Source organism: Aestuariivivens marinum (assembly GCF_022662175.1).
Classification (GTDB): domain Bacteria; phylum Bacteroidota; class Bacteroidia; order Flavobacteriales; family Flavobacteriaceae; genus Aestuariivivens; species Aestuariivivens marinum.
The window spans coordinates 374346-400656 of record NZ_JAKMCR010000002.1 but is presented as its reverse complement, the minus strand read 5'-3'; the positions used below and the strand labels follow the sequence as shown (position 1 = coordinate 400656).

Here is a 26311-nt window from a genome sequence, read left to right as displayed (position 1 = left end):
TATGTTGGTAACAAGATTTATATCTGGAAGTTTGCAATTAAAAAAGACCGGCTTTAAAGCCGGTCTTTAATACAACAAACATATTTAATCATGAAAATAAATAATGTCCAAATCCTTATTATCGCACATAGCTTTGTTCTTTATGGCAACCTGTGGCGCAGGTACCTCCATTGTCGTTCTCAATAAAATTTAAGGGCATATCCCAACGGCCAAACTTAACTGTTGCGGCAATAAGTTTGGTGTTATTGGCTCCATGCACATCATGACAGTTTGTACAATTACGCCCTTTTATCTTGTTGACATGCAGATAATGTAAATTATGATCACCTTCTCTAAATTCAGTTCCAACAGTCGTGGTTTCTACATTCAATAAGTCGGTATCATGGCATTGAAAGCATAATGCGAAATTATCTTCTATACCCTCAACATAATTGCCTATTGTAAAATTCTCTTTTAATAAACGTTCCATTTCAGATAAATGGGGACTATGACAACCGGTACAGCTTCTGCCTAGGGCTCTGTGTTCATGAGTACTTTCGCTTAGGTGTTTTTCAATATTTGCGAGGAGCGTACCATCTTCTTTTTTAAGAATTTTATTATGGCAGTTTAAGCACAATTCGCGGTTATTGCCTACCAATAGTCTTCTTTCTTTCGAGGCATGTGGGCTATGGCACTGTAAACAGGCCTCTCCTGTATAGGATGCGGTATGTACCGATTTTGCTGTGGCCCGATTATCATCAAAATCACTATGGCAGAAAAAGCACAGATCGGGGGCCTGGGTAAATACCAGTTTTGGATCGTTCGAGCTATGGACTTCATGGCATTCGGCACATTCCCCATTTTTGGCAGGTTTATGTACGTATTTTAAGCCGAATTGTTCCTTAATCTCGGTATGGCAGGAATAACAAAGGTCTGCACCTTCGGCAAAATAATTAAATGCCGATACGTCTTCTACAGGGTGCTCCTTACCATTGGGTTCATGGCAAATGGTACAATCGGTAGCCGTTGGGCCATGTAAAATGTCTTTTTTTACCGTACGCTTGTGGCATTCCAAACAACTTTCATTGCTGCTTTGCTGTGCTACAATCACATTATATGCAAATATGAAAAATACACACATCAAAACGGTTCCTTTTACTTTAAAATACCTTGCTTTTTTACTGGTTTTCATGATTTTAGTGGTTATGTATAAAGTTAAAAAATTCTGGTGACTTTTAGGTTAATGGCGCTAAAATTATAGTCTTCTGTAAGCAAATAGTGTCTTCTGTAAAGATCTGCCGAGATGCTTATCGTTAATTTATTGAACGAGGTAGAAAATTCGGCCCTGGAGGTGAACAGATCCAGATCAATGCCCTCGCCTTCCTGTTTCCGGTAACCTGCCGTGCCAATTAACTTGGTAGTATGATTAAACTGATACGCTAAATTACCTGAAGCATTCACAAATAGCTGCGTTCTGCCTTCCTCACCAATCATATCATAATCCCTCACATTGGCATTAATGACATAAGTTAACTTTTTATTTAACCTGCCATTGATATTTAAAAAATAGGCGTTGAGTTTATAGGGTACAATAGTAGAATTATAGTGGTCCTTTTCGGCACCCAATTCAATACCATCATAATGAAGCTGTACCCCAATGACGTTTTGATTGGTATAATTTAAAATATTGGTATTGGTAACATTAACATCATTATAATCTAAATTAAAGTGCCTGTAATACACATTGACCAAATTATTATAGAAACTGAGTTGCGAACTAAACCTATGGTTTGTTGATATGTAATTGAAACTGCCCAAACTTTGGGTTATAAAATCGAGGTACACCTGGGTGTTGTTGGGGATCAGGCCACCCGGCAGACGTTGTATCTGATAAAAGTTGTTGTTTTCAATAATGATATAATCTACATTTTCCTGGTAAATCAAGCTCCCTGAAATATCCTTTACTATAATAGTCTCTTTTAAGACATTGGGGTAGGGTATTAGGGTTACTTCTGTGTCGCTTAACACAACAGATTCATTAAAATAAGATATATTAATAGGTTTACTGTCCCTGTCCAGTTTGTTTAGAGCATAATTATAGGATAAAGTTAGATTGCTTTTAAAAGGAAGCTTTTTGGTATAGGTAAAACCAGCCCTTACAAAGTTGGAGGTTTCATTAAATGCCGTTTGTTTGATGGTTCTGGATTCATAGCCGATATAAGAGTCTACGCTCTCATAGAGTTTATGTCTTATAACACCAGAGTAGTTAATGTTATCAATCTTTTGACTGTTTTGTTCTATGTTATTAAAATTAAAACTGCCAGTAAAATTAAAATTGTTGGGTAAGGTATATATTAAATTTTCGTTTACACTGAAGCGTTTATATGCATTAACACCAGTTATATCCAAGTATGATATGTATGAGCTAAAGAACTTACTTTTCTTTGAGTCAAAATAAATGCGATCATTTAAATTTATTGTTGTACTATTTAAAATGTTTTTATATACCCCTAAAAGCTCATTGGTTAAATTTCGATGTGAAAATTTTACATCATGACTATCAAAATCACTAAAGGATGTTTTAGTGTTTAAGGTAAGCTCATCACCTTTATTTATAAAGGTACGGTTAAAAAATTTTTGCTCTTGCTGTCTATCAAAATTTAAATAATTAAATCGTAATGGTGCAAATTTATTTCTAAAAGTGATATTGCCTCCAAAATCAAAATTGTAATTTTTATTTTCATTGATGTTTTCAGCGTTCGAGTAAGAATTGCTATAATTAAAAAATGCACGATAATTCAATTGTTTTTTTCTAAAAATTGTGGTGCTCAATCGTAATTGTTGGGACACGGACTCTATGGCAAAATCGGGTTGTAGTAACGAGCTGTTTTGCCCGGCACCCGGGAAATAGGTGCCACCCACATTTAAGACCATAAAATTAGGGTGCCAGACATACGATTGGGTATCCACATCCAATCGACCGGACCAGAAGGTGTTTTCAATCTTATTACGAGTTATACTAATTTGAGAATTGACTATTCTATAGGTGCCCAAGAGTTCTATTTTGCCATTAAGGTCCATCAGGTTCCAGAAGGCAGGCTGATACTCTGTATCCTGGGCATAACCTATACCCATAATCATTAAACCTACTATAATCACTCTTAACGGTCTCATTGCAGTGCGGTTTTATTTAAGAGATAGTGGTTAGAACCTCCATGTGGATTATGGCAAGTAGTACACGATTTTGTATTGGTTTCTTTATGGGTACTTGTCTTGTTGAGGTCTTGGGCGTTATGGCAGTTTAGGCACAGGGCATTGGTTGTATTGGTTAGTAAATGGGGCTGTTTGGAATTATGGTCTTCATGGCAATTGACACACAAGCCTGCCGCTACAGGGCCATGCACATTATTGAATTTGCTGTTATAATTGTCATGACATCCAAAACAACTGTTCTGGGTCAATAAAAATCGGGTGTTAGCACCGTGGGGGTTATGACAGTTTAAACATTGTTGCGTCTCATCAAGCCTATTATGGATACTGGTTTGCAGTAAATAGGATTGGTCGTGACATTCCAAACAGAGTTGGTTATCGTTTTGTGTTAAGAGCCCCTCATATTTTGATTTATGGGGGTTATGGCATTGGGTGCAATGGCCAAAATCCACAGGTCCATGTAAAGTTTGATAGGTGTATTCAAATTGGTCATGACAGGTATAACATAAGGCTTTATTATTAGCCATGGATTCACTACGCTTATACTTTTGATGACAAGTCTTACACTTTTTTTCCTGAAAAGGTGGATGATAAATTTCTTTAGACTTGGCTTGTTCTAAAATACTATCTCGTTTTTTAAATCCTGTAGAATCAATACTATTTATATTAGCAATTATTGAATTTTCATTAATTGGATCTGGTACCCCATCAAAAAAAAAGCTTTTAAAATGATAACTGCTTTTGGGGCTACACGAAATCATAACTATGGTACAAACAAGAACTTTAAAAACTATATTATATATTTTTTTAGTCATGGTGTTCACCAAATTAGACTATTAAGAGCTTTGCGGGGTTTTAAATTTTATAACCAATAGCCCCATTGCTTCATTGTTCCTTAAGTTCTATTCTGCCATAGACTGAGACTTTATCTGGACCATACTGGTTGGTGACCAGTATTAAATACAATAGTTTATAGCGTTTATCCACCAAATGTTCAAAATAGTGGATATTGTCGTAATCAATAGTAATTTGGGCAGGCAGGTACATATCCCCTGGCCCTTTATAGGGCCCACCAAAAAACATCAATAACTGGCCGTTTTTATTAAACAGCTGGGCATTTTCAAAGGCGGCATCCAATACATACACATTGTCGTCTTGATCAACCGCATTGCCTTTGGGCCTTGAAAACTGACCTAAACCGTCGCCTATATTCCCCATTTTTTTTATAAACTCACCCTTTAGGGAATAGATTTTAAGTGAATAATCACCAGTATCAGTAATATATATATTATTGTTTGAAATACTTATTGCGCTAGCTGAATATAGCCAGTCGTCATTGCCGACCACACTATTGGGAAAATAGCTTAAAAAGGCTTTGGTGGTTTTATCAAAGATGTTGACGCGGTTATTTTGAATGTCAACCACATAAATTTTATCATTTGTAACAGCAACATCAACAGGTCTAAAATTTACTTTTTTTCCAAATTCTGTAATATAATTAAAATTGACATCATATACAGAGATTACACGTTGTAAAGGGTTGGCCAAATAGATGAAGCCTTCACTGTCAACAAACATATTAATAGCCTGTGCAAAACCTTTTTTTAGTGTGGGTTGTATTGAGTTAAATGTTTTGTTTTCAATGTCTAAAATGACTATTTTATTACTATTTAAATCGCAAATATATATTTTGCCTTTTGCCATGCTAATCCCATAAGGTTTTCCAATTTCAAAAACCATTTCCTCTCCCAATATAGATGCTTTGAATGCCGATTGTTTGGGTGTAATATCTGTAGATTTACTAAAGGCTCTTAAAAATTGTATACGAGCAGTATCTGCATACTTAGGATAAAAAATAGGTTTGTTTTGGGGTGTTACTTTAGTACTGGATATTTTTGGTGCACAAGAAAATACTACCAAAAACATACTTATGCCAATTATAATATATTTGAAAAAGATAATAGGAGTCTTCATACTTTTAACCTGTTTTTTTACTTTAAGTTTACGCTGTTACATATTATGTAAAGGTACCTATTACTAATTCCAAAAAGTATGACAAAAGTCAACTTAAGAACTTTAAAAGTATCTATAAACACCAAATTTTTAAAACTTGTTAAGGCAAAAAAAAAAGGCAAATAAAATTTGCCTTTTTTTCAACTCTAAGTTATAATTATTTGTTATGACAGGTTAAACATAATGCACTATCAGCATTAGTTTTAACTAACAGAAAACTAACTCCTGATGGTCCGTTATTATGAACATCATGGCAAGACGCACATTCCAATTGATCATTTCCTGTTCCGAAAAGCATATCATCATCAATTTGTGCAGTTATTCCACTATCTGTAGTTGTTGGGTTATGCAAACCACCATCAGTTGTCGCTAAAGTCGCATTATATGTTAAAGAAATAGGATGGTGTGTTGTTAAGTTTACCCCTAAACTTGCAGTAGTACCTGTAAAAAGTGTAGAAATATTACCAGTACCTGCATCTCCACCAAATGCATCAACATTCGTTACGCCATCATGACATGATAAACATAATTTTGATGTACCAGTTGGAACTCCTACAGTTGCATCTAAAGTTCCTGTATCTGCATAAGGAGTAAAAGTTTCAGTTGTAACCAAATGGTCCCATAATGGTGCACCTTGATCACTATGAAGAGCGTTGTGAGGGGTATGGCAAACTTTACATATTTCACCTCCAGACCAACCTTCAGCTTTAAAATCGTGAGCAGATCCAGTAATAGTACCGTTTTGAGCAAATGCAAATGTACCTGTTAATGCAAGTGCCAGTGTTAAAAATAAAGATTTTGTTGTTTTCATAATACTTAAATTTAAGTTTTTTATATATACATGTATTTATTAAAAAAATGTTAATTAATTGTTATGAATATAACCAGCATACCCACAAAAAAACATGACAAAAATCATGTTTCCTGCTTATCGCTATTTTTAGCGACACTTTTTTTAAAACACCTGTAAAACATTGAAAAACAGTAATATACAAGCACTGTTGTTTGCCCTTAGAGCGACACTTTTTTTTTGTGAAAAACACCTGTTTTTAGCAATTTTGTAAAATGCTGTAAATCAATGTATTATGTTGTTTATAATGAATTTAAATAAGCCTTAAAATTGTTCAATTCTTCTAGTTGGCTCCTAATTTTTTGTGAAATTAAATCGGATAAAAACGTCTTTTATTATATTCATTATCAATACATTATACTTTAAAACGGTGTAAAAAATGTAGGGGGATTCGTTAGGTTTTCTCTTGAGATTGTTAAGTGCTTGCCATGACGTCACTGCGAGCGAGCGCAGTGAGCGAAGCAGTCTCCTAATTGGGAGTACCGAACTAACTATAAGGAGATCACTTCGTTACTACGTGCCTCGTGATGACTTCACTGCGAGGAGCCCAAGGCAATGGCGACGTGGCAGTCTGTTTGTTTGGAGTTCCTGTTCATGGGATTGTCACGCCCTTTACAAGGGCTCACAATGACGTTTCTGTTCAAGGGATTGTCACGCCCTTTACAAGGGCTCACAATGACGTCACTGCGAGGAGCCCAAGGCAATGGCGACGTGGCAGTCTTTTTGTCTGGAGTTCCTGTTCATGGGATTGTCACGCCCTTTTCAAGGGCTCGCAATGACGTTTCTGTTCAAGGGATTGTCACGCCCTCTATAAGGGCTCACAATGACGTTTCTGTTCAAGGGATTGTCACGCCCTCTATAAGGGCTCACAATGACGTTTTCATTTGGTCACTGCGAGGAGCCTAATGCAATGGCGACGTGGCAGTCTGTTTGTGTGGAGTTCCTTTTCATGAGATTGTCACGCCCTCTATAAGGGCTCACAATGACGTTTTCATTTGGTCACTGCGAGGAGCCTAATGCAATGGCGACGTGGCAGTCTGTTTGTCTGGAGTTCCTGTTTATGAGATTGCCACGCCCTTTACAAGGGCTCACAATGACGGTTCTGTTCATGGGATGGCTTCGTGTAGCTTGTCTTGAGCGCAGTCGAAAGGCTCGCCATGACGTTAGTAATCGTCGCCTTCGGCTTTATGGGTATAATTCACCACACCACGGGGGTCATGGCAGGTCATAAAACATTTCTTTTGATCGAGGTCGATCATACGGCCATTTATAGGGTTGGGCTGTATCACGCTTTGGTCGAAATTAATACCATAGGCATTTTCACTTAAGGTACCGCCTTCATAACCATGGGGGTCATGGCAGGCATTACAGCCTATAGTCTCCATAAAATGGCCCTCACTGATTTGGGTATGGATGTTGGTTACACTATTGATTTCGTGACACTCAAAACACAAGGTGAAATTAGCCTGTATAAGCGATGGCCAGCTTTTACCCAATTGCGGCGTAATCTCTGTATTGTAGTTGGCCTTTAAAATTCTGGGATAAATAGAGCCATGGGGTCCTGCAGGTGCATTTTTACCATCACTGGCATGACAGGACGAACAATAAATTTTACTGTTGGCGTTATAGGGCTCTATAAGACCTCTTGGATTAGGGTTTTTCCCCTCTTGTATAACCGGATGCATAGAGACGTTGTTGGGGTCGAAATCCAAACGTGTATTTGCAGAGCCCAAATACCGTAGGGTATGCTGTGGCGTTACAGGATTATCGGCATGGCATTTAAAACAGATTTCATATTCGTTTACAGCAGGAAATATTTCCATACCCGACTGGCTAATCCCTTTAACATTGGCATTGGCACCACTTACAAAAGGGGCCTGTGCCGGTAATTCATTACTGGCATGGGCATTGTGGCAATCCACACATTCTACATGCTTGGTTTTATTAAAATTGGACTCCACAGGGTCATGAATACCGGTGTAGGCATACACATCGTGACGGTAGGGTTTAGTCAAATCGGCTTGAATATTGGATTTGGCCGTGTTACCATTATGACAATCCAGACAGTTGTCTTCTTCGGCTTCCCGTTTCAATAGGCGTTCTTTACCATTGGCATTGTGGGTATCATGGCAATTGGAACAGCCATTTTGCATTACTGAATTATAGGGCGCATCCATATGCGACCATGGATTTGGAGCAATACCGTTCCAGTTGGCTGTAGCCGTATTATGGCTGCTATTACTCCAATAGTTGGTGTCATGGCAGGTAAAGCAGAGCTCAGAAAATTCGTTGCTGTGCTTTAAAAAATTGCCATCCACATCTTTATGCGGATCGTGGCAAGCTGTACATTGCAGCTTGCTGTTATGATCCAATACATTACGACCTAAAGTTACTGGGTCTTTTAGTTGGCCATCTGTAGCCACCAGAGATGCATCGTAAATAAATGATATGGGATGGTCGTCGGACAGATCGGTACCCAAATTACCCCGCTTGGTCATGCTATGGGAAAATGACATGCTGTTGGGGTTTTTATAGGTATTGCCCAAGGCCACAGTCCCGTCATGGCAGGACAGGCATAACATGGAACTGCCATCGGGCTGTCCCGGTTTGGCATCCAGTGTAGAACTGTTATATAAAGTATATATTCTTCCAGATTTATTGCGATTCCATAGAGGGGCCTTTGGATTTGCAGAATGGGCCGTATGGCAAAATATACAGACCCTGGAATCGTCCAATGATTTAATGTTTCCTCTTCCTGAAGCGGATAAATTATGGCGTGATTGATCTACTCTTCCTTGTGCCATTATGGGGTATAAAGGAAAAATAATTAAGCCAATTATTATAAAAATCAATCGTTTCATTCCATATAGTTTAAATCAAATACCTGTACTCTGGAGTTATAACTGTCGGCAATATAGATGTGATTATTTTTGTCTATAAATATGCCCGATGGCATCCAAAACTGATTGATATCACGGCCCTGGGCACCAAAATTATAGAGGTAATTGCCCCGATTGTCAAAAATTTGAACGGTATGAAATAGGGCATCCACGACATAGATGTTACCATAACTATCGGAAGCAATCCCTTTGGGACTCGCAAAAAAACCGGAACCGTTGCCATTTTCACCAAATTCAAAAATAAACGTGCCATGAGTATCAAAAATCTGGACACGATAATTTAAAGCATCCACGATGTACGCTTTTTCATCAGAACCTATACAAATAGACGTTGGATAATTAAATTCACCTGGACCATGACCACGTAGTCCAAAAGCTTTTATGCGTTTGCCCGTAATATCTAAAATGGATATACGATGTGCCCCTGTTTCTATTACCCAAATTTGATTGTTGCTTTTGTTAAAGGCAATACCGGTAGGTTGGGTAAGCTCTAAACTATTGTTAAGTTCTGTAACCTGTTTACGGTCTGCTGAAAAAACAAAAATTTTATTGAGTTTGGAATCGGTGAATAATATACGGTTGTCTGGCAGGATACAGGCCCCAACTAATGAGGGGAAATAGGACGCTTCTTTTCGTAAAAATTTTGGAATTTCTAATTTGTTGTCTTTAGCGATAAAGATCGTACCATGACCCTGATCGAAGATGATACCCTCTTCATGGTCAAAACCAATCACCCCAACAGGTTTTTGCAAGGCGGTTATCTCACTTTTACCCAGGAGCAAGCGTTTGAACCAGCCTTTTTTAGTTTTTTTATTATCTTCTTTTAATGATGGAATTTGGTTGACCCAACTTACGGAATTGGTAGCATTAAAATCTAGGATTTCTACATAGGTTGTGTCTTGAGATTGAACTGAATTTATGTAAAATAGCATCAATCCCACAATTAAAAAAAACCTATGTATTTTATACGGATGCATAGTACTTATTATCCAAACCAATACCTATTTTTTTTAATGGGTTGTAAACATGGTAACTAAACAAATGTAATGTATTGTTATGAGCAAAATGGTGATAATTGTCATATAAAGGAATATGGATTTATTATAAATTGCAGTACTAAAGAGCTGTTGTTTTTGTATTTATAATTTTATAATAATAAGAGTCGTGTTCTAAAGATAAATTCATGAGGGCTTTGTTTGTTTTCTTTATAATATCGAGTTTTTGTATTACCATTCAGGCACAAGATAATACCTTAAGGCTTATGGAGAGCACTACGGTTTCGGTAATTATAGATGGTGAACTGGATGATCAGGAGTGGATGGATGCCAAGGAATTGACCCTAAAGGAGGAAACCCCTAATGAGGTGGCCGTATTATTAAAATATGACAAGGAGAACTTATATGTGGCTTTTAAAAATCTAACCGACTCCAATAACATTAATCATAATGCCGAGGTCTTAATTAGCACCAGCATAGAAGACCCTAATTGGGGTGACCAGAGCTACTGGTTTCATTCGTCCTACAGTAATTGTTCTGCAGTTGGGCTGTATTATTATTGGGAGGATTGCACAGCACAACCTGTGGGTTGGGCCGCCAATACTTTTCCTTTCACGGATGGTCATGACAATATTGAATTTAAAATCAGCTTTTTAAAGTTAGGCATAAACCCATCAGCAGGCATGCATATAAAAATGGCTTTTAAAATAAGCAATCCTTTGGAACAACATACCTATTGGCCTGGGCAAGCCTTAATAGCCGATCCATTAACCTGGGGAACCGTTGCGTTTTAATAATAAAGAGCGTTTTTAAAATAAAAAAAGGGCAACCTAATAAAAGTTTAGGATTGCCCCTTCCAAGTTAGTCATGGGATTATTTTAAGTTTTCAATACAATATTTAGTTACCTGTTCAGAAATTACATTATCCATTTTTAATGATGACATGAAGGTTTCTGGTTTGCTCATCAATTTTCTCATCACCTCATTGGTTACAGCTGTAATTTTTTCTTCTTCTTTGTCTGCTTCAAAATAGGTATTCACTTTTTTGGCTACCTTTATTTTATATTCCGCCAGTAATTCCCTTAAAGGGGCCTCATGTAACCACTTGCAGTATTCTGAAAGTTCATGGGCAATAATTTTATTGACCTCATCTATGGCTAAAAAGCGTTGTTCCTTTACTTCTTTAAGATCTTCGGCTATGGCATCTAGGTCATAATATGTAATATGCTTTTCATTAGCCAAAGCCCTGTCAATACTGCCCTGCACAGATAAATCGATGAGCATCACTTTTTGTTTGTGTTGAGGCACTTTCTTGATGAGGTTCTCAGAATTGCTTATGCCACTAATAATGACATCAAAATCCTCAAGTTTGTTTTCCAAAAGATTGTTCCAGTCAAATACATGACAATGGTAATCTTTAGATAAGTCCTTCGCTCTTTGCTCAGTGCGATTCGTGATGTAAATATTTTTGAAATTAAATTTAGAGTTATACTTAAACAATTGCTTAACAATATCTCCGGCACCTACAAAAAGCATTTTCATTGACTTTAGTGCTGCTTTTTCATAAGAATCTTTTATGATTTTCAAAGACTTATAGGCCAACGATGTAGTTCCGTCCCTAAAGTGGGTTTCATTACTAATGCGCTTATGGCATTTAAAGGCAGCCTGTAGAGCACGTTCCAATAAAGAACCCTGTAAATGATGGGCTATTGTAAACTGATGGGCTTTTTTAATTTGATGAATGATCTCTGCATCACCCAACACAGAAGATTCCAATCCTGATGATACTTGCAATAAATGATTAACAGTAGTTTCTGTATCATCACTTAATTTAAAAAGAGTTTTGCCTATACTTGAACTTTGATGACCTTTAAAGGTTAATAAAAAATCTCTTATTAAGTTGGCAGAGGTATTAACAGACTCAAAATAGAGTTCAGTTCTATTGCAGGTAGCCAATAACATTAGTCCTGAAATATCATTAAATTCTTTTCGCAGGACATTTACAAAACTACTTATTTGCTCGTTTGAAAATTGGTAATGTGATCTTTGGGTGACGCTGGCTGTTATATGTGAGATACTTATATAGCGTAATGATTTATCCATTAATAGTGATTCTTATTAATAGTTACAGATGTAATTTTTTGAGTTTATATTTAATTAAAAATAGTTTCAAATAGATTACAGCCTAAAGACTTCTTAAATAATTAACAATGAGCCAACGATCTTGTTCATCTGGAACTTTTTTATCAAATCCAGGCATCTCATCTCTTCCAAAAACCATTTTATAGTAAAGAGAGCCATCGGTTTGCTCTTTAAAAGAACTTGAGGTAAAGTCTCCACACGAAGTTTCTAGCCCTTCTGCTTTAGGACCGTCTCCCTTTCCTTTGGAACCATGACAGGATTTACAATGTTTGGCATATAATGTACGACCAATTCTTTCCGCATCAGCATTAGATGCATGGGGGTTTTCCATTTTTTCATATTTGGCAGGAACTTCCCATGGGTCTTGAACAAAAGTTTTTGAAATGTTCATTGATAATAAAACAAAACTACCTATAAACAATGCTGCTGTAATTAAAACTTGATTTTTCATAATATGTTATGAATTAAATTTTTTAAAATTAAAATTCATATATCATATATTTTATGACAAATATCATGTTTGGAAAAATTACTTACAACGAGTAGTTTTCATTTAAACAATTGTTGGACAGAAGTATGGTAAATTAAAAAAATGATTTTTTTAAAAATATCTACTAATTAAAAACCATGATTGAAAAGCTTTTTAGCGCTTGCTATATCTTGTGCAATGTTATTTTACATAGAACATTCACATTAGCCTAATTGGCTAAGTAACGTCCTTTTAAAAGGGAGGGTAAGACATTATTTGTTGCCAGACATATGGTTTTTATTGCCTTTTTTAATTTTAATTGCATCAATATGAAGGGTTTTAATTATTTGTTAAAAACAACATTCTAAAATAAAAATTTGTAGCTTTGTTTTATGATAAAACAATTGCTGCATAAAGTAATATCTGTATTTATGGCATTTTTGGTGTTTTTTTCCACCATGTCATTTACTGTAAATATGCATTATTGCGGTGATGTTTTAGTGGAAATGGCCATCTTTAAAAAAGCTAAGGGTTGTGGTATGGAAATGCAGAATCCTTCGACAGATAGCTGTTCGGTTTCCAAAAAGAATTGTTGTAGCGATGAGCAATCAGTAGTTAATGGGCAGGATGAATTAAAATTACCAATAGATCAGCTTTCATTTGAGCAACAACAGTTTGTGGTTTCCTTCATACATGCGTATTTAGATTCTTTTGAGGGATTTAATAAGAACACCAACGTTTATAAAGCGTATAAACCTCCCCTTGTCGTCAGGCAAATATACAAGCTTGATGAGACTTATTTAATTTGATTTTTAAACAATAGACTGTGTTATCCTATGACTGTAATGTCGTAAGGATAATTTGCTGTATTCGGTGTTATCCTAACGCTAATGTCTAACTGTTTAATTATCAAAGCCAATGCTAAACAAAAGCATAAAATTTTTAATAGAGAATAAACTCGTAGCTGTATTATTGCTTGTTCTTTTTACAGGATGGGGAATTGCAAATGCACCTTTTAACTGGGATACTGGTTTTTTGCCAAGTAATCCAGTAGCAGTAGATGCCATTCCAGATATAGGTGAAAATCAACAAATCGTGTTTACCAAATGGGATGGTCGTTCCCCTCAAGACATAGAAGACCAGATTACCTATCCACTCACGACCTCATTGTTGGGTATTCCGGGAGTTAAAACCATACGCAGCTCGTCTATGTTTGGTTTTTCTAGTATCTATATCATTTTTGATGAAGATATAGAGTTTTATTGGAGTAGAAGCCGTATTCTCGAAAAGCTCAATTCCTTACCTAGTGGGTTGCTCCCAGAAGGTGTTAACCCTGCTTTGGGTCCAGATGCTACGGGGTTAGGGCAAATATTTTGGTACACATTAGAAGGCCGCGATGAAAACGGTAATGTAACTGGTGGTTGGGATTTACACGAATTGCGAAGCATTCAGGATTACTACGTAAAATATGCCTTGTCATCGGCAAGTGGGGTGTCCGAGGTATCTTCTATTGGTGGTTATGTTCAAGAATATCAAGTGGATGTAAACCCAGAGGTAATGCGCCAATATAATATTGGTTTGCATCACATTGTAAAAGCAGTTAAGGAAAGCAATCGTGATATTGGCGCTCAAACTTTGGAAATAAACCAAGCCGAATATTTGGTACGTGGTTTGGGTTATGTAAAATCTATTGCAGACATCGAAAATGCAGTAGTGATTTCAGAAGATTATACATCTATCAAAATTAAAGATGTTGCTAAAGTGTCCTTAGGTCCTGCAACCCGTAGAGGTATTTTAGATAAAGAAGGTGCAGAAGTTGTTGGTGGTGTTGTTGTGGCACGGTATGGTGCAAACCCTATGGAAGTGATCAATAAAGTAAAGGCAAAGATCAACGAATTAAGTGCAGGCTTGCCAACAAAGACTTTGGCCGATGGTACCACCTCGCAGGTAACGGTTGTTCCTTTTTACGATAGAACAGAACTCATAAAGGAAACATTAGGTACACTTAATGAAGCATTAACCTTAGAAATACTCATTACCATATTGGTAATCATCATCATGGTATTTAATCTTAGGGCCTCGGTATTGATTTCTGGGTTATTGCCTGTAGCCGTTTTAATGGTCTTTATAGCGATGAAAGCTTTTGGTGTAGATGCTAATATTGTAGCCCTATCGGGTATAGCTATTGCCATTGGTACTATGGTAGATGTTGGGGTCATACTTTCAGAAAACATTATTCGCCACCTCGATGAAAATGAAGACAAACTATCTATAAATACCATAGTTTATAATGCAACGGCAGAAGTCTCGGGTGCCATTATAACCGCCGTTATGACAACCATTATCAGTTTCATTCCGGTATTTACAATGATAGGTGCTGAAGGTAAACTATTCCGGCCCTTAGCCTTTACCAAAACATTTGCATTAACGGCATCAATTATTGTGGCGTTATTTTTAATTCCACCCTTTGCTGCATTTTTATTCAGAAAGAAGAGCCTTAAAAAGAATTTTAAATATGTTTTAAATGGTGTTTTAATCGCCTTGGGTGTTGCAGTTCTATTTTACGGTTATTGGTTAGGATTGATTTTGATTGGATTTGGTATTGTGGCAATATTGAATGTTCAAAATAAGATTTCAGATAAAAAGGCAAGCCTTGCAAAGATCATTACTTCGGCTTCTGCAATTGTGTTCTTGCTGGCAGAATACTGGCGGCCATTAGGCGTGCATGAGAGTATCTTTTTAAATCTCATTTTTGTAGCTGTTATTTGCTTTGGTCTATTAAGTGTTTTCTCATTATTCATTAAATTCTATACACGTATTTTAAGGTGGTGTTTAAATAATAAATTACTGTTTCTATCCATTCCAACCGCAATTGTAATTGCAGGTTTTTTCATAATGAAAAATACAGGTAAAGAATTTATGCCATCATTAAACGAGGGTTCTTTTCTGTTAATGCCAACCTCAATGCCACATTCGGGAATAGAAGAAAACAAACGTGTATTGCAGCAACTGGATATGGCAGTAGCAAGTATTCCCGAAATTGAAACTGTGGTTGGTAAAGCAGGTCGAACAGAATCGGCTTTAGACCCTGCACCGTTGTCAATGTATGAAAACATCATTCTGTACAAACCAGAATACATGTTGAATGAAGATGGAGAACGCCAACGATATAAAGTAAATGAAGACGGTGCGTTTGTATTAAAAAATGGAATGTCATTGCGAGCAGATCAACGTGAAGCTTGGCCATCTCTCAATTTAAAAGAACAACTAATTCCAGACAATCATGGCGAGTTCTACCGTAATTGGCGATCAGAAATAAATTCACCAGACGATATTTGGAACGAAATTGTAAAGGTCACTAGGCTGCCAGGGGTCACTTCTGCACCAAAACTACAACCTATCGAAACCCGATTGGTAATGCTGCAAACAGGTATGCGTGCACCAATGGGTATTAAAATAAAAGGTCAAGATTTAAAACAAATTGAAACTTTTGGAATACAATTGGAAAGCATCTTAAAAGAAGCTGATGGTGTTAAGGAAGAAGCCGTATTTGCAGATCGAATCGTGGGGAAACCTTATCTGTTAATAGATATTGATAGAGCGAAAATTTCACGATATGGCGTAAGTATTGAAGAAGTACAAAACGTTTTAAAAGTTGCAGTTGGGGGTATGCCTTTAACCCAAACGGTTGAAGGACGGGAACGTTATGGAGTTAGGGTGCGTTATCCAAGGGAATTAAGGGAAAATCCAAACGACTTAGGGCAAATTTATATACCTGTTGAAAAAGGAAGTCCTATTCCTTTAAGTGAATTGGCAACCATTCGTTACGAACGAGGGCCACAAGTCATAAAAAGTGAAGATACCTTTTTGGTGGGTTATGTATTATTTGACAAAAAAGATGGTTATGCGGAAGTAAATGTAGTTGAAAATGCCCAAGCATTGATTCAAAGTAAAATTGATGCAGGTGAATTGGTTGTGCCAAAAGGTATCAACTATCAATTTACGGGAAGTTATGAAAATCAATTACGGGCCGAAAAAACCTTATCGGTAGTTGTACCCTTGGCATTAGTTATTATCTTTTTGATTTTATATTTCCAATTCCGTTCTTTAGGAACGTCGTTAATGGTCTTTACCGGAATTGCAGTGGCTTTTGCAGGAGGGTTTTTAATGATTTGGTTGTATGGCCAAAGTTGGTTTTTAAACTTTAGTTTCTTTGGAGAAAACCTAAGGGACTTATTCCAAATGCATCCAATTAATTTAAGTGTCGCGGTATGGGTTGGGTTTATTGCACTTTTTGGTATAGCTACCGATGATGGTGTGGTAATGGCAACCTATTTAACCCAGACGTTTAACAGAAACACACCAGAAACTAAAAAAGAGATTAGGGCTTCAATAGTTGAAGCTGGTGAAAAACGTATAAGACCGTGTTTAATGACTACAGCAACTACCATTTTAGCCTTATTGCCTATATTGACTTCAACAGGACGGGGGAGCGATATTATGATTCCGATGGCCGTACCAAGTTTTGGTGGGATGTTGATAGCATTGATAACCCTATTTGTAGTACCGGTACTATACAGTTGGAAAGCAGAATTGAAAATAAAAAGAGAAAAAATAAAAGTGAAAAGTGAATAGATAAATGGAGAAGGGAGAAAGAAAGCATGAAAAATTATGAGTAAAAGTATTTTAAAGGATAAAAGTTACAAGTTTGCAATTCTTATTGTGAAATTGTCGCAAAAACTAATTTCTGAAAATAAGCAGTACACTTTAAGCAAACAGCTTTTAAGAAGTGGTACTGCTATTGGAGCGCTTATTCGTGAAGCCGAATTTGCACAAAGCAAAAAAGATTTTATCAATAAAATGAGTGTTTCTCTAAAAGAGGCTAATGAAACACTGTATTGGTTAGATTTATTAAAGGATACAGATTATTTAAGTATTGAAGCGTATAAAAAACATTCTAATTTAAATAAAGAATTAGTAGCCATGTTGGTAAGTTCAATAAAAACATCTAAATCAAAGGTTTAAAAATGAAAAAGTTAAAATACATCATAGAAGAGTTGATTTTTAGTTTTTCACTTTTAGTTTTTCACTTTAAAAGCGTCTTAATTATTATTTTTTTACTTTTCTCTGTACACTTAATAAATAGTCAATCACTGAATGTATTGGTAAATGAAGCTTTGGAAAACAATCCCGAAATTAAAAAGTTTGAGCTGCAGCATAGAAGAGCTTCCGAAAAAGTGAATGAAATCAACGCAATTCCCAATACCGAATTTGGTGTTGGCTATTTTGTGAGTGAACCAGAAACAAGAACTGGTGCACAGCGTTTTAAAGTTTCGGTAAAGCAAATGTTACCCTGGTTTGGTACAATAACCTCACGAGAAAACTATGTGAATTCGTTAGCCGATGCTAAATATGAAGATATTGTGATTGCTAAGCGCAAATTAATGCTTTCGGTTTCGCAATCCTATTATAACTTATATGCAAACAAGGCAAAACAGAAAGTATTGATTGAAAACATCAACTTGTTGAAAACCTACGAAACCATGGCATTGACAGCGGTTGAGGTAGGAAGGGCATCTGCAGTAGATGTCTTGCGTTTGCAAATGCGTCAAAACGATTTGCAGCAATTAAAAGAGGTATTGCAACAACAGTTTTTGGCTGAACAAACAAATTTCAATAATCTTTTAAATAGGGAAAATAAAGTTATCGTTACTATAGTAGATAGCCTAACGATTCCTTTAGAGGATTTTGAAATTAATATTGAAAATTTAGAGGTGCATCCTGAATTATTGAAGTATGATAAACTCTATCAATCTATTGGAAAATCGGAATTTTTAAACCAAAAGAAAAGCAGTCCAATGATAGGTTTTGGTTTGGACTATATTAATGTTGAGCCACGTCCAGATATGACTTTTACCGATAACGGAAAAGATATTGTTATGCCTATGGTAACGCTGTCCATTCCCATTTTTAGTAAAAAATACAAGTCGGTAACCAAACAGAATGAACTTGAGAAACAGGAAATTAACTACCAAAAACAAGAGCGATTAAATAGCTTGGAAACCCTTTTGGATAAAGCAATAAATGAACGAGTTGCAGCACGGATAAGTAATAATACAGCGACCAAAAATTTAAATCGAACTAAAGATGCAGAAGATATACTGATTAAAAGCTATGAAACGGGAACAATTGATTTTAATGATGTTCTTGACATTCAGGAATTGCAGCTAAAGTTTCAAATAAACCAAATTGAAGCTGTTAAAACCTACTATGAACAAAGTGCAATCATTAATTATTTAGTGAATTAAAATGGAACACACTTATCATATACATGGAATGACCTGTAACGGGTGTCGCAGTCACGTAGAAGAAACACTTTCAAAAGTAACAGGTGTTTCTAAAGTATCGGTTAATCTTGAGAAAGCCGAAGCGACTATCGAAATGGAACAGCATATTCCTTTGGAAACCCTTCAAAAGGTTTTAAAAGATGATGGTGATAGATATAGTATTCATAATCAAGGTGAACACAGCCATCATTTAGAACCAAAAAAAGAAAAGGAATCAAAAGGAAAAGGCACAGGTATATTTTATTGTCCAATGCATTGCGAAGGCGATAAAACCTATGATAAACATGGTGATTGTCCTGTTTGTGGAATGGATTTGGTGGAGGAACAAAATCTATCTAAAGTATCGGTTGAACAATGGACTTGTCCTATGCATCCCGAAATTGTAAAAGAGGAAGCAGGGCCATGTCCTATTTGTGGTATGGATTTAGTACCAATGCAACCAGACCTTTCAGCAGAAGAAAAGACCTATAAAAAACTTTTGAAAAAGTTTTGGTTGGCTACGGCATTTACGCTACCCATTTTTTTGATAGCAATGAGTGAAATGTTCAAAAACAATGTGTTGTATGATATAATGGAACAGAAATATTGGAATTGGATACAATTGGTTTTATCGATTCCGGTAGTATTTCATTCTACTTGGATGTTTTTTGAACGCGCATACAAAAGTATTAAAACGTGGAACCTGAATATGTTTACACTTATTGGTATTGGTGCAGGTGTGGCATGGTTGTTTAGCGTTATTGGTATGTTGTTTCCAAATGTGTTCCCCGAGCAGTTTAAAACTGAATCTGGTGCGGTACATGTTTATTTTGAAGCTGCTACGGTTATTTTAACCTTGGTCTTATTGGGGCAATTATTAGAAGCGCGAGCGCATAGTAAAACCAATTCGGCTGTAAAGGAATTATTGAAGTTAGCACCTAATAAAGCCATTAAAATACTTGATGGTGAAGAGGTGGAAGTTGGCATTGATACGATTGAAATAGGAGATATTTTAAAAGTAAAACCGGGCGACAAAATTCCTGTAGATGGCATTATAACAGAAGGCGAAACCAGTGTTGATGAATCCATGATTACAGGTGAACCTATTCCGGTAAACAAAATAAAGGATGACAAGGTAAGTAGCGGAACAATTAACGGCAATCAGGCCTTTTTGATGAAAGCTGAAAAAGTGGGAAGTAATACCATGCTTTCCCAAATCATCCAAATGGTGAATGATGCTAGTAAAAGTCGTGCACCAATCCAGAATTTAGCCGATAAAGTATCTGGTTATTTTGTTCCATTAGTAGTGATGATTTCAGTTATCACCTTTATTGTTTGGTCAATTTGGGGCCCTGCCCCTGCGTATGTTTATGCGTTGGTCAATGCTATTTCAGTCTTGATAATTGCTTGCCCTTGTGCTTTGGGCTTAGCAACACCAATGTCGGTAATGGTTGGTGTGGGTAAAGGTGCCCAAAATGGGGTGTTAATTAAAAACGCTGAAGCACTCGAAAAAATGAATAAAGTTAATACACTAATAATAGATAAAACAGGAACCATAACCGAAGGTAAGCCAACCGTTCAAAAGGTAAGTGCTTTTAGTAATGGTTTCAATAAAAATGAAGTGCTTAACCACATCGTTTCGTTAAACACAAACAGTGAACATCCACTAGCGGAAGCCACCATTAAATATGGTAAAGAGCATAATGCAGAAATATTAAAATCTAACAATTTTAGGGCAGTAACTGGAAAAGGTGTTATGGCCGAGATCAATAGAAAAAAAGTGTCACTGGGTAACCCAAAAATGATGGAATATGCTAATGCCTTAGTAACACCCATAATGGAAGAGGAAGCTAAAAGCTATCAAAAACAAGGTAAAACGGTGTCTTATCTTGCTATAGATAATAATGTGGTTGGTTATGTAGTTATTGGTGATAAAATAAAGGAAACCAGTGCAAAAGCTATTAAAGCACTACAAAACACAGGAGTTGATGTGGTAATGTTAACAGGCGATAATCACGAAACTGCTCAAGCAGTGGCTTCAGAATTAAATCTTGCGGAATTTCTGGCTGGTATGTTGCCAGAAGACAAACTTAAGGAAGTAGGGAAGTTGCAATTAAGCGGTAAAGTAGTGGCCATGGCTGGTGATGGTATTAACGACGCACCGGCATTGGCAAAAAGTGATGTGGGTATTGCTATGGGAACAGGAACAGATGTAGCTATTGAAAGTGCTATGATAACCCTCGTTAAAGGAGATTTGCAAGGTATAGTTAAAGCACGTTATTTAAGCAATGCTATAATGACAAACATTAAGCAAAATCTGTTCTTTGCTCTTATTTACAATACCTTGGGTGTACCCATTGCAGCAGGTGTTTTGTTTCCGTTTTTTGGGATATTATTATCCCCCATGATTGCTGCATTGGCCATGAGCTTTAGTTCGGTATCGGTAATAGCAAATGCGTTAAGGTTAAGAAGTATCAATATTTAATTATGATAAACAGGCACACAGCATTAAAAATTAGAAAAACGCACCGCTATTTAGGTTTGTTTTTGGGAATCCAATTTCTGTTTTGGACAATTAGTGGTTTGTATTTTAGTTGGACGGATATTGATGATATTCACGGAGACCATTATAAAAATCTAGATCGTCAACCCAAAGCATTTAAAAATCTAATTAATCCCTCTCAACTTAATATAGACAATGGTATTCAAACTATTGATTTAAGAGACATAAATAACACACCTTACTACTGGATAAACCAAAAGTGGTTATTTAATGCATTAAATGGAAATCCTAAATCTGGCATTACAGAAGAAGAGGCTCTTTATGTTGCACAAAGTTATTTGAAAAACAATTTGGAAGTAACTTCTGTAGAAAAAATAGAAGCAGTGGATAAGCATCACGAATATCGTGAACGATTATTGCCGGCTTACGTCATTTCATATAAAACAGATGATGTTTTAAAAGCCTATGTTTCAGTTGCGGATGGTCAATTTCAAACTGTAAAACATCGTAGATGGCGTTGGTTTGACTTTTTATGGATGACTCACACAATGGATTATGAAAGCAGGGATAATTTCAATACTACTGTTTTAAGAGCTTTTTCCCTTTTGGGATTAATAACAGTTTTAAGTGGCTTTTTACTATGGTATACATCATCACCAACAATAAGAAATATTTTAAAAAGAAAAAACAAATAAAAATGAAAAAATATATTATCTATTCAGGTATATTACTGTTTGGCTTGTTTTTGGGGTGGTTGCTTTTTGGCGGCTCATCTAATCAAGAAAACCAAGATACTAACGAAGTTGCAGGATCTAAACATTTGTGGACCTGCTCAATGCATCCTCAAATTATGCAACCAGAACCTGGCGATTGCCCTATTTGTGGGATGGATTTAATTCCTGCCGAAGTGACTGCAGATGGTTTGACCGCAGACCAGTTTAAGTTAACGCCAAATGCTTTGGCGTTAGCCAACATACAAACTACTGTTGTTGACATGGAGGATACTACAGGTAATAAAGCCTTAAAATTATCAGGTAAAATAGTGGAGAATGAAGAAACCAATGCAGTACAGGTTAGTTATTTTTCTGGTAGAATAGAAGGTTTAAACATCAGTTTTACTGGCGAAGAAGTACGTAAGGGCCAGTTGTTGGCGACCATTTATTCTCCCGAATTGTATGCCGCCCAACAAGAGTTACTAACAACAGCATCTTTAAAGGAAACGCAACCTGAATTGTATAAAGCAGTTCGAAATAAGTTGAAGCTTTGGAAACTATCTGAAAATCAAATCAACCAAGTTGAAAGTTCAGGCAAAGTATTGGAAAATTTTCCTGTATATGCCACGGTTTCTGGAACAGTTATCGAAAAATTGGTTGAGCAAGGCGATTATATTAAACAGGGTCAAGCCTTATTTAAAATCGCAAACTTAAATACCGTTTGGGCAAATTTTGACGTGTATGAAAATCAAATAGATCTTTTTAAAAAAGGGCAGGGCGTTGTCATATACACAAATGCCTATCCCAACGCATCATTTAAAGGAACGGTTAACTTTATAGACCCAGTTTTAAATACCAAAACGAGAACGGTAAATCTACGGGTGGTTTTAAATAATAAGGATGGTGTTTTTAAACCAGGCATGTTCGTATCTGCTAAAATTGAAGGGGCTAAAAACACCTCAAATGAAGTGTTGGTCATTCCGTCTTCAGCAATTCTTTGGACAGGCGAACGTTCTGTTGTGTATCTCAAAACAAATCCCAATGCACCCATTTTTGAAATGAAAGAAGTGTCTTTAGGAAACAAAATAGGAGATAGCTATGAGGTGTTAGAAGGTTTGTTTGCTGGAAATGAAATAGTCACCAATGGTACGTTTACTGTTGATGCAGCTGCACAGTTGCAAGGTAAAAAATCTATGATGAATGATGGTACCGGGAAGGTGGTCATCGGCCATGAAGAGCATTTAAGCACAGGAAACAACAGATCTAAAAATGGTGATGGATATACCAGTAATACAGAAAGGTTGGAAGTTTCAAAGAAATTCCAGAACTATCTAAAACAGGTTTATGATAATTATATCGATTTAAAAAGTAATCTGGTCAAGGGGCAGGGCAGTAATGCTATGGAAGATTCAAAAAAACTATTAACCAGTTTATCAAAAATAGATATTGAAATAAAGGGCAAGGCACAGGACCATTGGGAAGAACTGGAAAAGGAAATTGAGTCTTTGGCAACATTAATTTCAAATTCAGAAGATATTGAAGAGCAAAGAGCCAGCTTTAAAGCGTTATCCCTGCATTTAATAAGAGCCGTACAGTTATTTGGGATTAACGAAAAGGTATTTGTTGAATTTTGCCCCATGGCAGACAACAACAAGGGTGGCTATTGGATGAGCAAGGAGGAAAAGGTGTTCAATCCCTATTTTGGAGACGCCATGCTTACCTGTGGAGAAGTAAAACAAGTAATAGAATAAATTAACACAAATAATAATTAAATTTTAAACAATGAAAAGAGTCATTCTAAGTGCAGCTGTAATAGTAACTATGGTTTTTACAAGTTGTAAAAACGAATCAAAAAAAGAAGTAGATACTACAACTACTGAAGTTTCAAAAGAAATCGCAATGACAGAGTTGTCTTTTGGCGTAAGAGGTAATTGTGGTATGTGTAAAAGGACCATTGAAAAAGCTGCAAATAGTGTTGAAGGTGTTGCAACTGCCAATTGGGATAAAAACAAAAAGAAAATTGATGTGTCTTTTGATGGTTCAAAAACAGATGAAATGGCTGTTCATAATGCAATTGCAGCTTCGGGTTACGATACCGAAAAAGTATTAGGAAGCGAAGAGGCTTATAACAATTTACCGGGATGTTGTCAATATGACCATACTATGTTAATGAATCAAACAGGTGAGAATAAAGAAACGGACTCTTCCATTCACGAACATTAATTTTTAAGATAACCGAGGCTAAACATCCTTCTCTTTGACATTATTTATAAACCTTTCATAAGTAATTCAATAATAAATGCTTATATCCTCTCGGTTATGCCAATAAAAAAGAGGGTTTAGGATCTAGGATAGAATTAAAAGCCATAATGCAATTAAAACCAAAAAAGTATTATGGCTTTAACCCTTTGGTAAAATTAAATAATAGCCCAATATTAGTTAGGTTTAACTTAAATTTGTAGGCTAATATTAGCTGCTTAAAATTGTATTAAGATAAAATGTCGAAATTACATATACTAAAGGGAAAACTGCAATACTATGCTTGGGGAGGCAAAACCTTTATTCCAAACCTTTTGGGAATGACCCCAGATAATAAAACATATGCCGAATATTGGTTAGGGGCCCATGACAATGCCCCTTCTGTGATTGAAACATCATCTGGAGAACGATTACCATTAAATGAATTTTTAAATTCTAATCTTAGTGCTGCTTTGGGAACTGATGTGGCCAAAACTTTTGGAAGATTACCTTTTCTGTTTAAGGTTCTAGATGTTCATGACATGTTGTCCATACAAGTACATCCCACTAAAAAAGAAGCCGAAAAAGGCTTTAAGACCGAAAATGAATTAGGCATTCCCATTACGGCAAGCCATAGAAATTATAAGGATGATAACCATAAACCTGAGATTATGGTTGCGTTAAGTGAATTTTGGTTGCTTCATGGTTTTTTGACTAGAGATAAGCTAATTAAAATACTGCAAGATGTTCCAGAGTTTAACTATTTATTGCCTGTTTTTGCTAATGAAGGTTACTTGGGCTTGTACAAAAATGTTATGGAACAAACAACTGATGAATGCAATGCTGTACTAAGGCCTTTAACGAAACGTATTCTGCCGTTATACCAGTCTGGAACACTAGAAAAATCAAGCCCGGATTATTGGGCTGCCAAAGCTGTTGATGCTGCTGAAGATAAAACGAATTTTGATAAAGGGATTTACTCCATTTACTTTTTTAATATCGTGAAGGTAAACTCTGGGGAAGCTGTTTTTCAGGATGCGGGCATTCCTCATGCCTACTTAGAGGGGCAGAATATGGAGCTTATGGCGAATTCCGATAATGTATTGCGAGGAGGATTAACTCCTAAGCATGTTGACGTGCCTGAATTGCTTAAGCATGTAGCTTTTGAAGCGACCATTCCAAATGTGATGGTAGGTGAGCTGCAAACCGACGGGATGGAACGCGTGTACAAAACGCCCGCACCAGATTTTGAATTGAGCAAAATAGTAGTGCTTGATTCTAAAAATTACCAGTCAAAGGCAAAGTCTGCCCAGATTTTAATAGTTATTGACGGTAAAGTAGAAGTTTCTGAAGCCGATAAGATATCAATGTTGTCTAAAGGAGAATCGGTCTTCTTAGAAGCCAATTGTGACTATGGAATAAGGGCATTGACGCCATCGGCTAAACTATATAAAGCGACAACGCCATAAAGGCATGTACTTAATCTATAGCGTTTCGGGTAACATACCATCGCCAGCCAATAATTACCAATTGGAACTTACTGGCTTTTGCTAAATCTAAATTCTTTTTTGAATAACTAGGAAGTATTGCTTTATTAACCTTTGCTAAAACTTTAAAAACCTGCTTTTTCATTTATCAAACCATTCTTAATCAAGGTAAAAATAGTAAAACTTATTCTAGACTAAGCTTTACTTTTTGGTTTTTTAGACAATAATCGATAGAATTAAATCGATTATTATTTCAGCAAGTGTTATCATAATTTTCGAGTTTAGGGTTAATAAAATATACTTTGTTTTGCAATTGAGTTTTCAATATATATGTAAAAGCACCCTAGTTCCAAAGGTTTTAATGGAAATTCATGGATTTAAATACAAATATGTAAGTAAAAAAATGCAATAAATTACAATATAGAACTTTATATCTACGATTAAGTTTTTATATGTAATATATTTATTTAATATTATTATAAATTG

At 36.1% G+C, this 26311-nt stretch carries 20 protein-coding genes; 10 read left to right on the top strand and 10 right to left on the bottom strand.

Annotated elements, in window-relative coordinates; genetic code table 11:
* Nucleotides 1–118 precede the first annotated feature (118 nt).
* From MR053_RS09055 to MR053_RS09025, 7 genes are all read right to left on the bottom strand, one after another.
* Nucleotides 119–1171: a cytochrome c3 family protein gene (locus MR053_RS09055; protein ID WP_242132129.1), complete on the bottom strand. Its 1053-nt coding sequence runs from the start codon at nucleotides 1169–1171 to the stop codon at nucleotides 119–121.
* Between the two features lie 23 nt (nucleotides 1172–1194).
* A complete protein-coding gene (locus MR053_RS09050; protein WP_242132128.1) occupies nucleotides 1195–3153 on the bottom strand; it encodes a hypothetical protein in 1959 nt (652 codons plus the stop codon).
* Nucleotides 3150–4004, bottom strand: coding sequence for a cytochrome c3 family protein (locus MR053_RS09045; RefSeq protein ID WP_242132127.1), 855 nt, complete (start codon nucleotides 4002–4004; stop codon nucleotides 3150–3152). Before MR053_RS09045 ends, MR053_RS09050 begins: the two co-directional genes overlap by 4 nt.
* A 70-nt stretch (nucleotides 4005–4074) precedes the next feature.
* Nucleotides 4075–5163, bottom strand: coding sequence for a 6-bladed beta-propeller (locus tag MR053_RS09040; RefSeq protein ID WP_242132126.1), 1089 nt, complete (start codon nucleotides 5161–5163; stop codon nucleotides 4075–4077).
* Between the two features lie 196 nt (nucleotides 5164–5359).
* Nucleotides 5360–6013, bottom strand: a complete 654-nt coding sequence (locus MR053_RS09035) for a cytochrome c3 family protein (protein ID WP_242132125.1) — start codon at nucleotides 6011–6013, stop codon at nucleotides 5360–5362.
* Between the two features lie 1202 nt (nucleotides 6014–7215).
* Nucleotides 7216–8913 (bottom strand): cytochrome c3 family protein, encoded by a 1698-nt coding sequence (locus MR053_RS09030; protein WP_242132124.1) that lies wholly within the window; start codon nucleotides 8911–8913, stop codon nucleotides 7216–7218.
* Complete coding sequence (locus tag MR053_RS09025; RefSeq protein WP_242132123.1) at nucleotides 8910–9884, bottom strand: 6-bladed beta-propeller; 975 nt, start codon at nucleotides 9882–9884, stop codon at nucleotides 8910–8912. The genes MR053_RS09030 and MR053_RS09025 overlap by 4 nt, the downstream gene beginning before the upstream one ends.
* Before the next feature lie 251 nt (nucleotides 9885–10135).
* Between MR053_RS09025 and MR053_RS09020 the strand changes: the two genes are divergently transcribed.
* On the top strand, nucleotides 10136–10741 hold the full coding sequence (locus MR053_RS09020; protein ID WP_242132122.1) for a DOMON domain-containing protein: 606 nt from the start codon (nucleotides 10136–10138) through the stop codon (nucleotides 10739–10741).
* 79 nt (nucleotides 10742–10820) lie between these two features.
* On the opposite strand, the gene MR053_RS09015 is transcribed toward MR053_RS09020, so the two are convergent.
* Together MR053_RS09015 and MR053_RS09010 are read right to left on the bottom strand one after the other, a co-directional pair.
* Nucleotides 10821–12050: a glutamyl-tRNA reductase gene (locus tag MR053_RS09015; RefSeq protein WP_242132121.1), complete on the bottom strand. Its 1230-nt coding sequence runs from the start codon at nucleotides 12048–12050 to the stop codon at nucleotides 10821–10823.
* Nucleotides 12051–12132: 82 nt separating this feature from the next.
* Complete coding sequence (locus MR053_RS09010; RefSeq protein ID WP_242132120.1) at nucleotides 12133–12540, bottom strand: c-type cytochrome; 408 nt, start codon at nucleotides 12538–12540, stop codon at nucleotides 12133–12135.
* Between the two features lie 413 nt (nucleotides 12541–12953).
* Between MR053_RS09010 and MR053_RS09005 the strand changes: the two genes are divergently transcribed.
* The 9 genes from MR053_RS09005 to manA all read left to right on the top strand — a co-directional run bounded on the left by MR053_RS09005 (nucleotide 12954) and on the right by manA (nucleotide 25807).
* Nucleotides 12954–13367 carry an HYC_CC_PP family protein gene (locus tag MR053_RS09005; protein ID WP_242132174.1) on the top strand — a complete coding sequence of 138 codons (414 nt, stop codon included), beginning with the start codon at nucleotides 12954–12956 and terminating at the stop codon, nucleotides 13365–13367.
* Between the two features lie 109 nt (nucleotides 13368–13476).
* Nucleotides 13477–17193, top strand: a complete 3717-nt coding sequence (locus MR053_RS09000) for an efflux RND transporter permease subunit (protein ID WP_242132119.1) — start codon at nucleotides 13477–13479, stop codon at nucleotides 17191–17193.
* Nucleotides 17194–17229: 36 nt separating this feature from the next.
* On the top strand, nucleotides 17230–17583 hold the full coding sequence (locus MR053_RS08995) for a four helix bundle protein (protein WP_242132118.1): 354 nt from the start codon (nucleotides 17230–17232) through the stop codon (nucleotides 17581–17583).
* Nucleotides 17584–17585: 2 nt separating this feature from the next.
* Nucleotides 17586–18866: a TolC family protein gene (locus tag MR053_RS08990; RefSeq protein ID WP_242132117.1), complete on the top strand. Its 1281-nt coding sequence runs from the start codon at nucleotides 17586–17588 to the stop codon at nucleotides 18864–18866.
* 1 nt (nucleotide 18867) lies between these two features.
* Nucleotides 18868–21369: a heavy metal translocating P-type ATPase gene (locus MR053_RS08985; protein ID WP_242132116.1), complete on the top strand. Its 2502-nt coding sequence runs from the start codon at nucleotides 18868–18870 to the stop codon at nucleotides 21367–21369.
* A 2-nt stretch (nucleotides 21370–21371) separates the two neighbouring features.
* Complete coding sequence (locus MR053_RS08980; protein ID WP_242132115.1) at nucleotides 21372–22082, top strand: PepSY domain-containing protein; 711 nt, start codon at nucleotides 21372–21374, stop codon at nucleotides 22080–22082.
* 2 nt (nucleotides 22083–22084) lie between these two features.
* A complete protein-coding gene (locus MR053_RS08975) occupies nucleotides 22085–23851 on the top strand; it encodes an efflux RND transporter periplasmic adaptor subunit (RefSeq protein WP_242132114.1) in 1767 nt (588 codons plus the stop codon).
* 31 nt (nucleotides 23852–23882) lie between these two features.
* Nucleotides 23883–24323 carry a heavy-metal-associated domain-containing protein gene (locus MR053_RS08970; RefSeq protein ID WP_242132113.1) on the top strand — a complete coding sequence of 147 codons (441 nt, stop codon included), beginning with the start codon at nucleotides 23883–23885 and terminating at the stop codon, nucleotides 24321–24323.
* Between the two features lie 275 nt (nucleotides 24324–24598).
* Nucleotides 24599–25807, top strand: coding sequence for a mannose-6-phosphate isomerase, class I (gene manA, locus MR053_RS08965; RefSeq protein ID WP_242132112.1), 1209 nt, complete (start codon nucleotides 24599–24601; stop codon nucleotides 25805–25807).
* A 10-nt stretch (nucleotides 25808–25817) separates the two neighbouring features.
* Here manA and MR053_RS08960 read toward each other — a convergent pair whose 3' ends face one another.
* Nucleotides 25818–25970, bottom strand: coding sequence for an SsrA-binding protein (locus MR053_RS08960; protein ID WP_242132111.1), 153 nt, complete (start codon nucleotides 25968–25970; stop codon nucleotides 25818–25820).
* Nucleotides 25971–26311 lie beyond the last annotated feature (341 nt).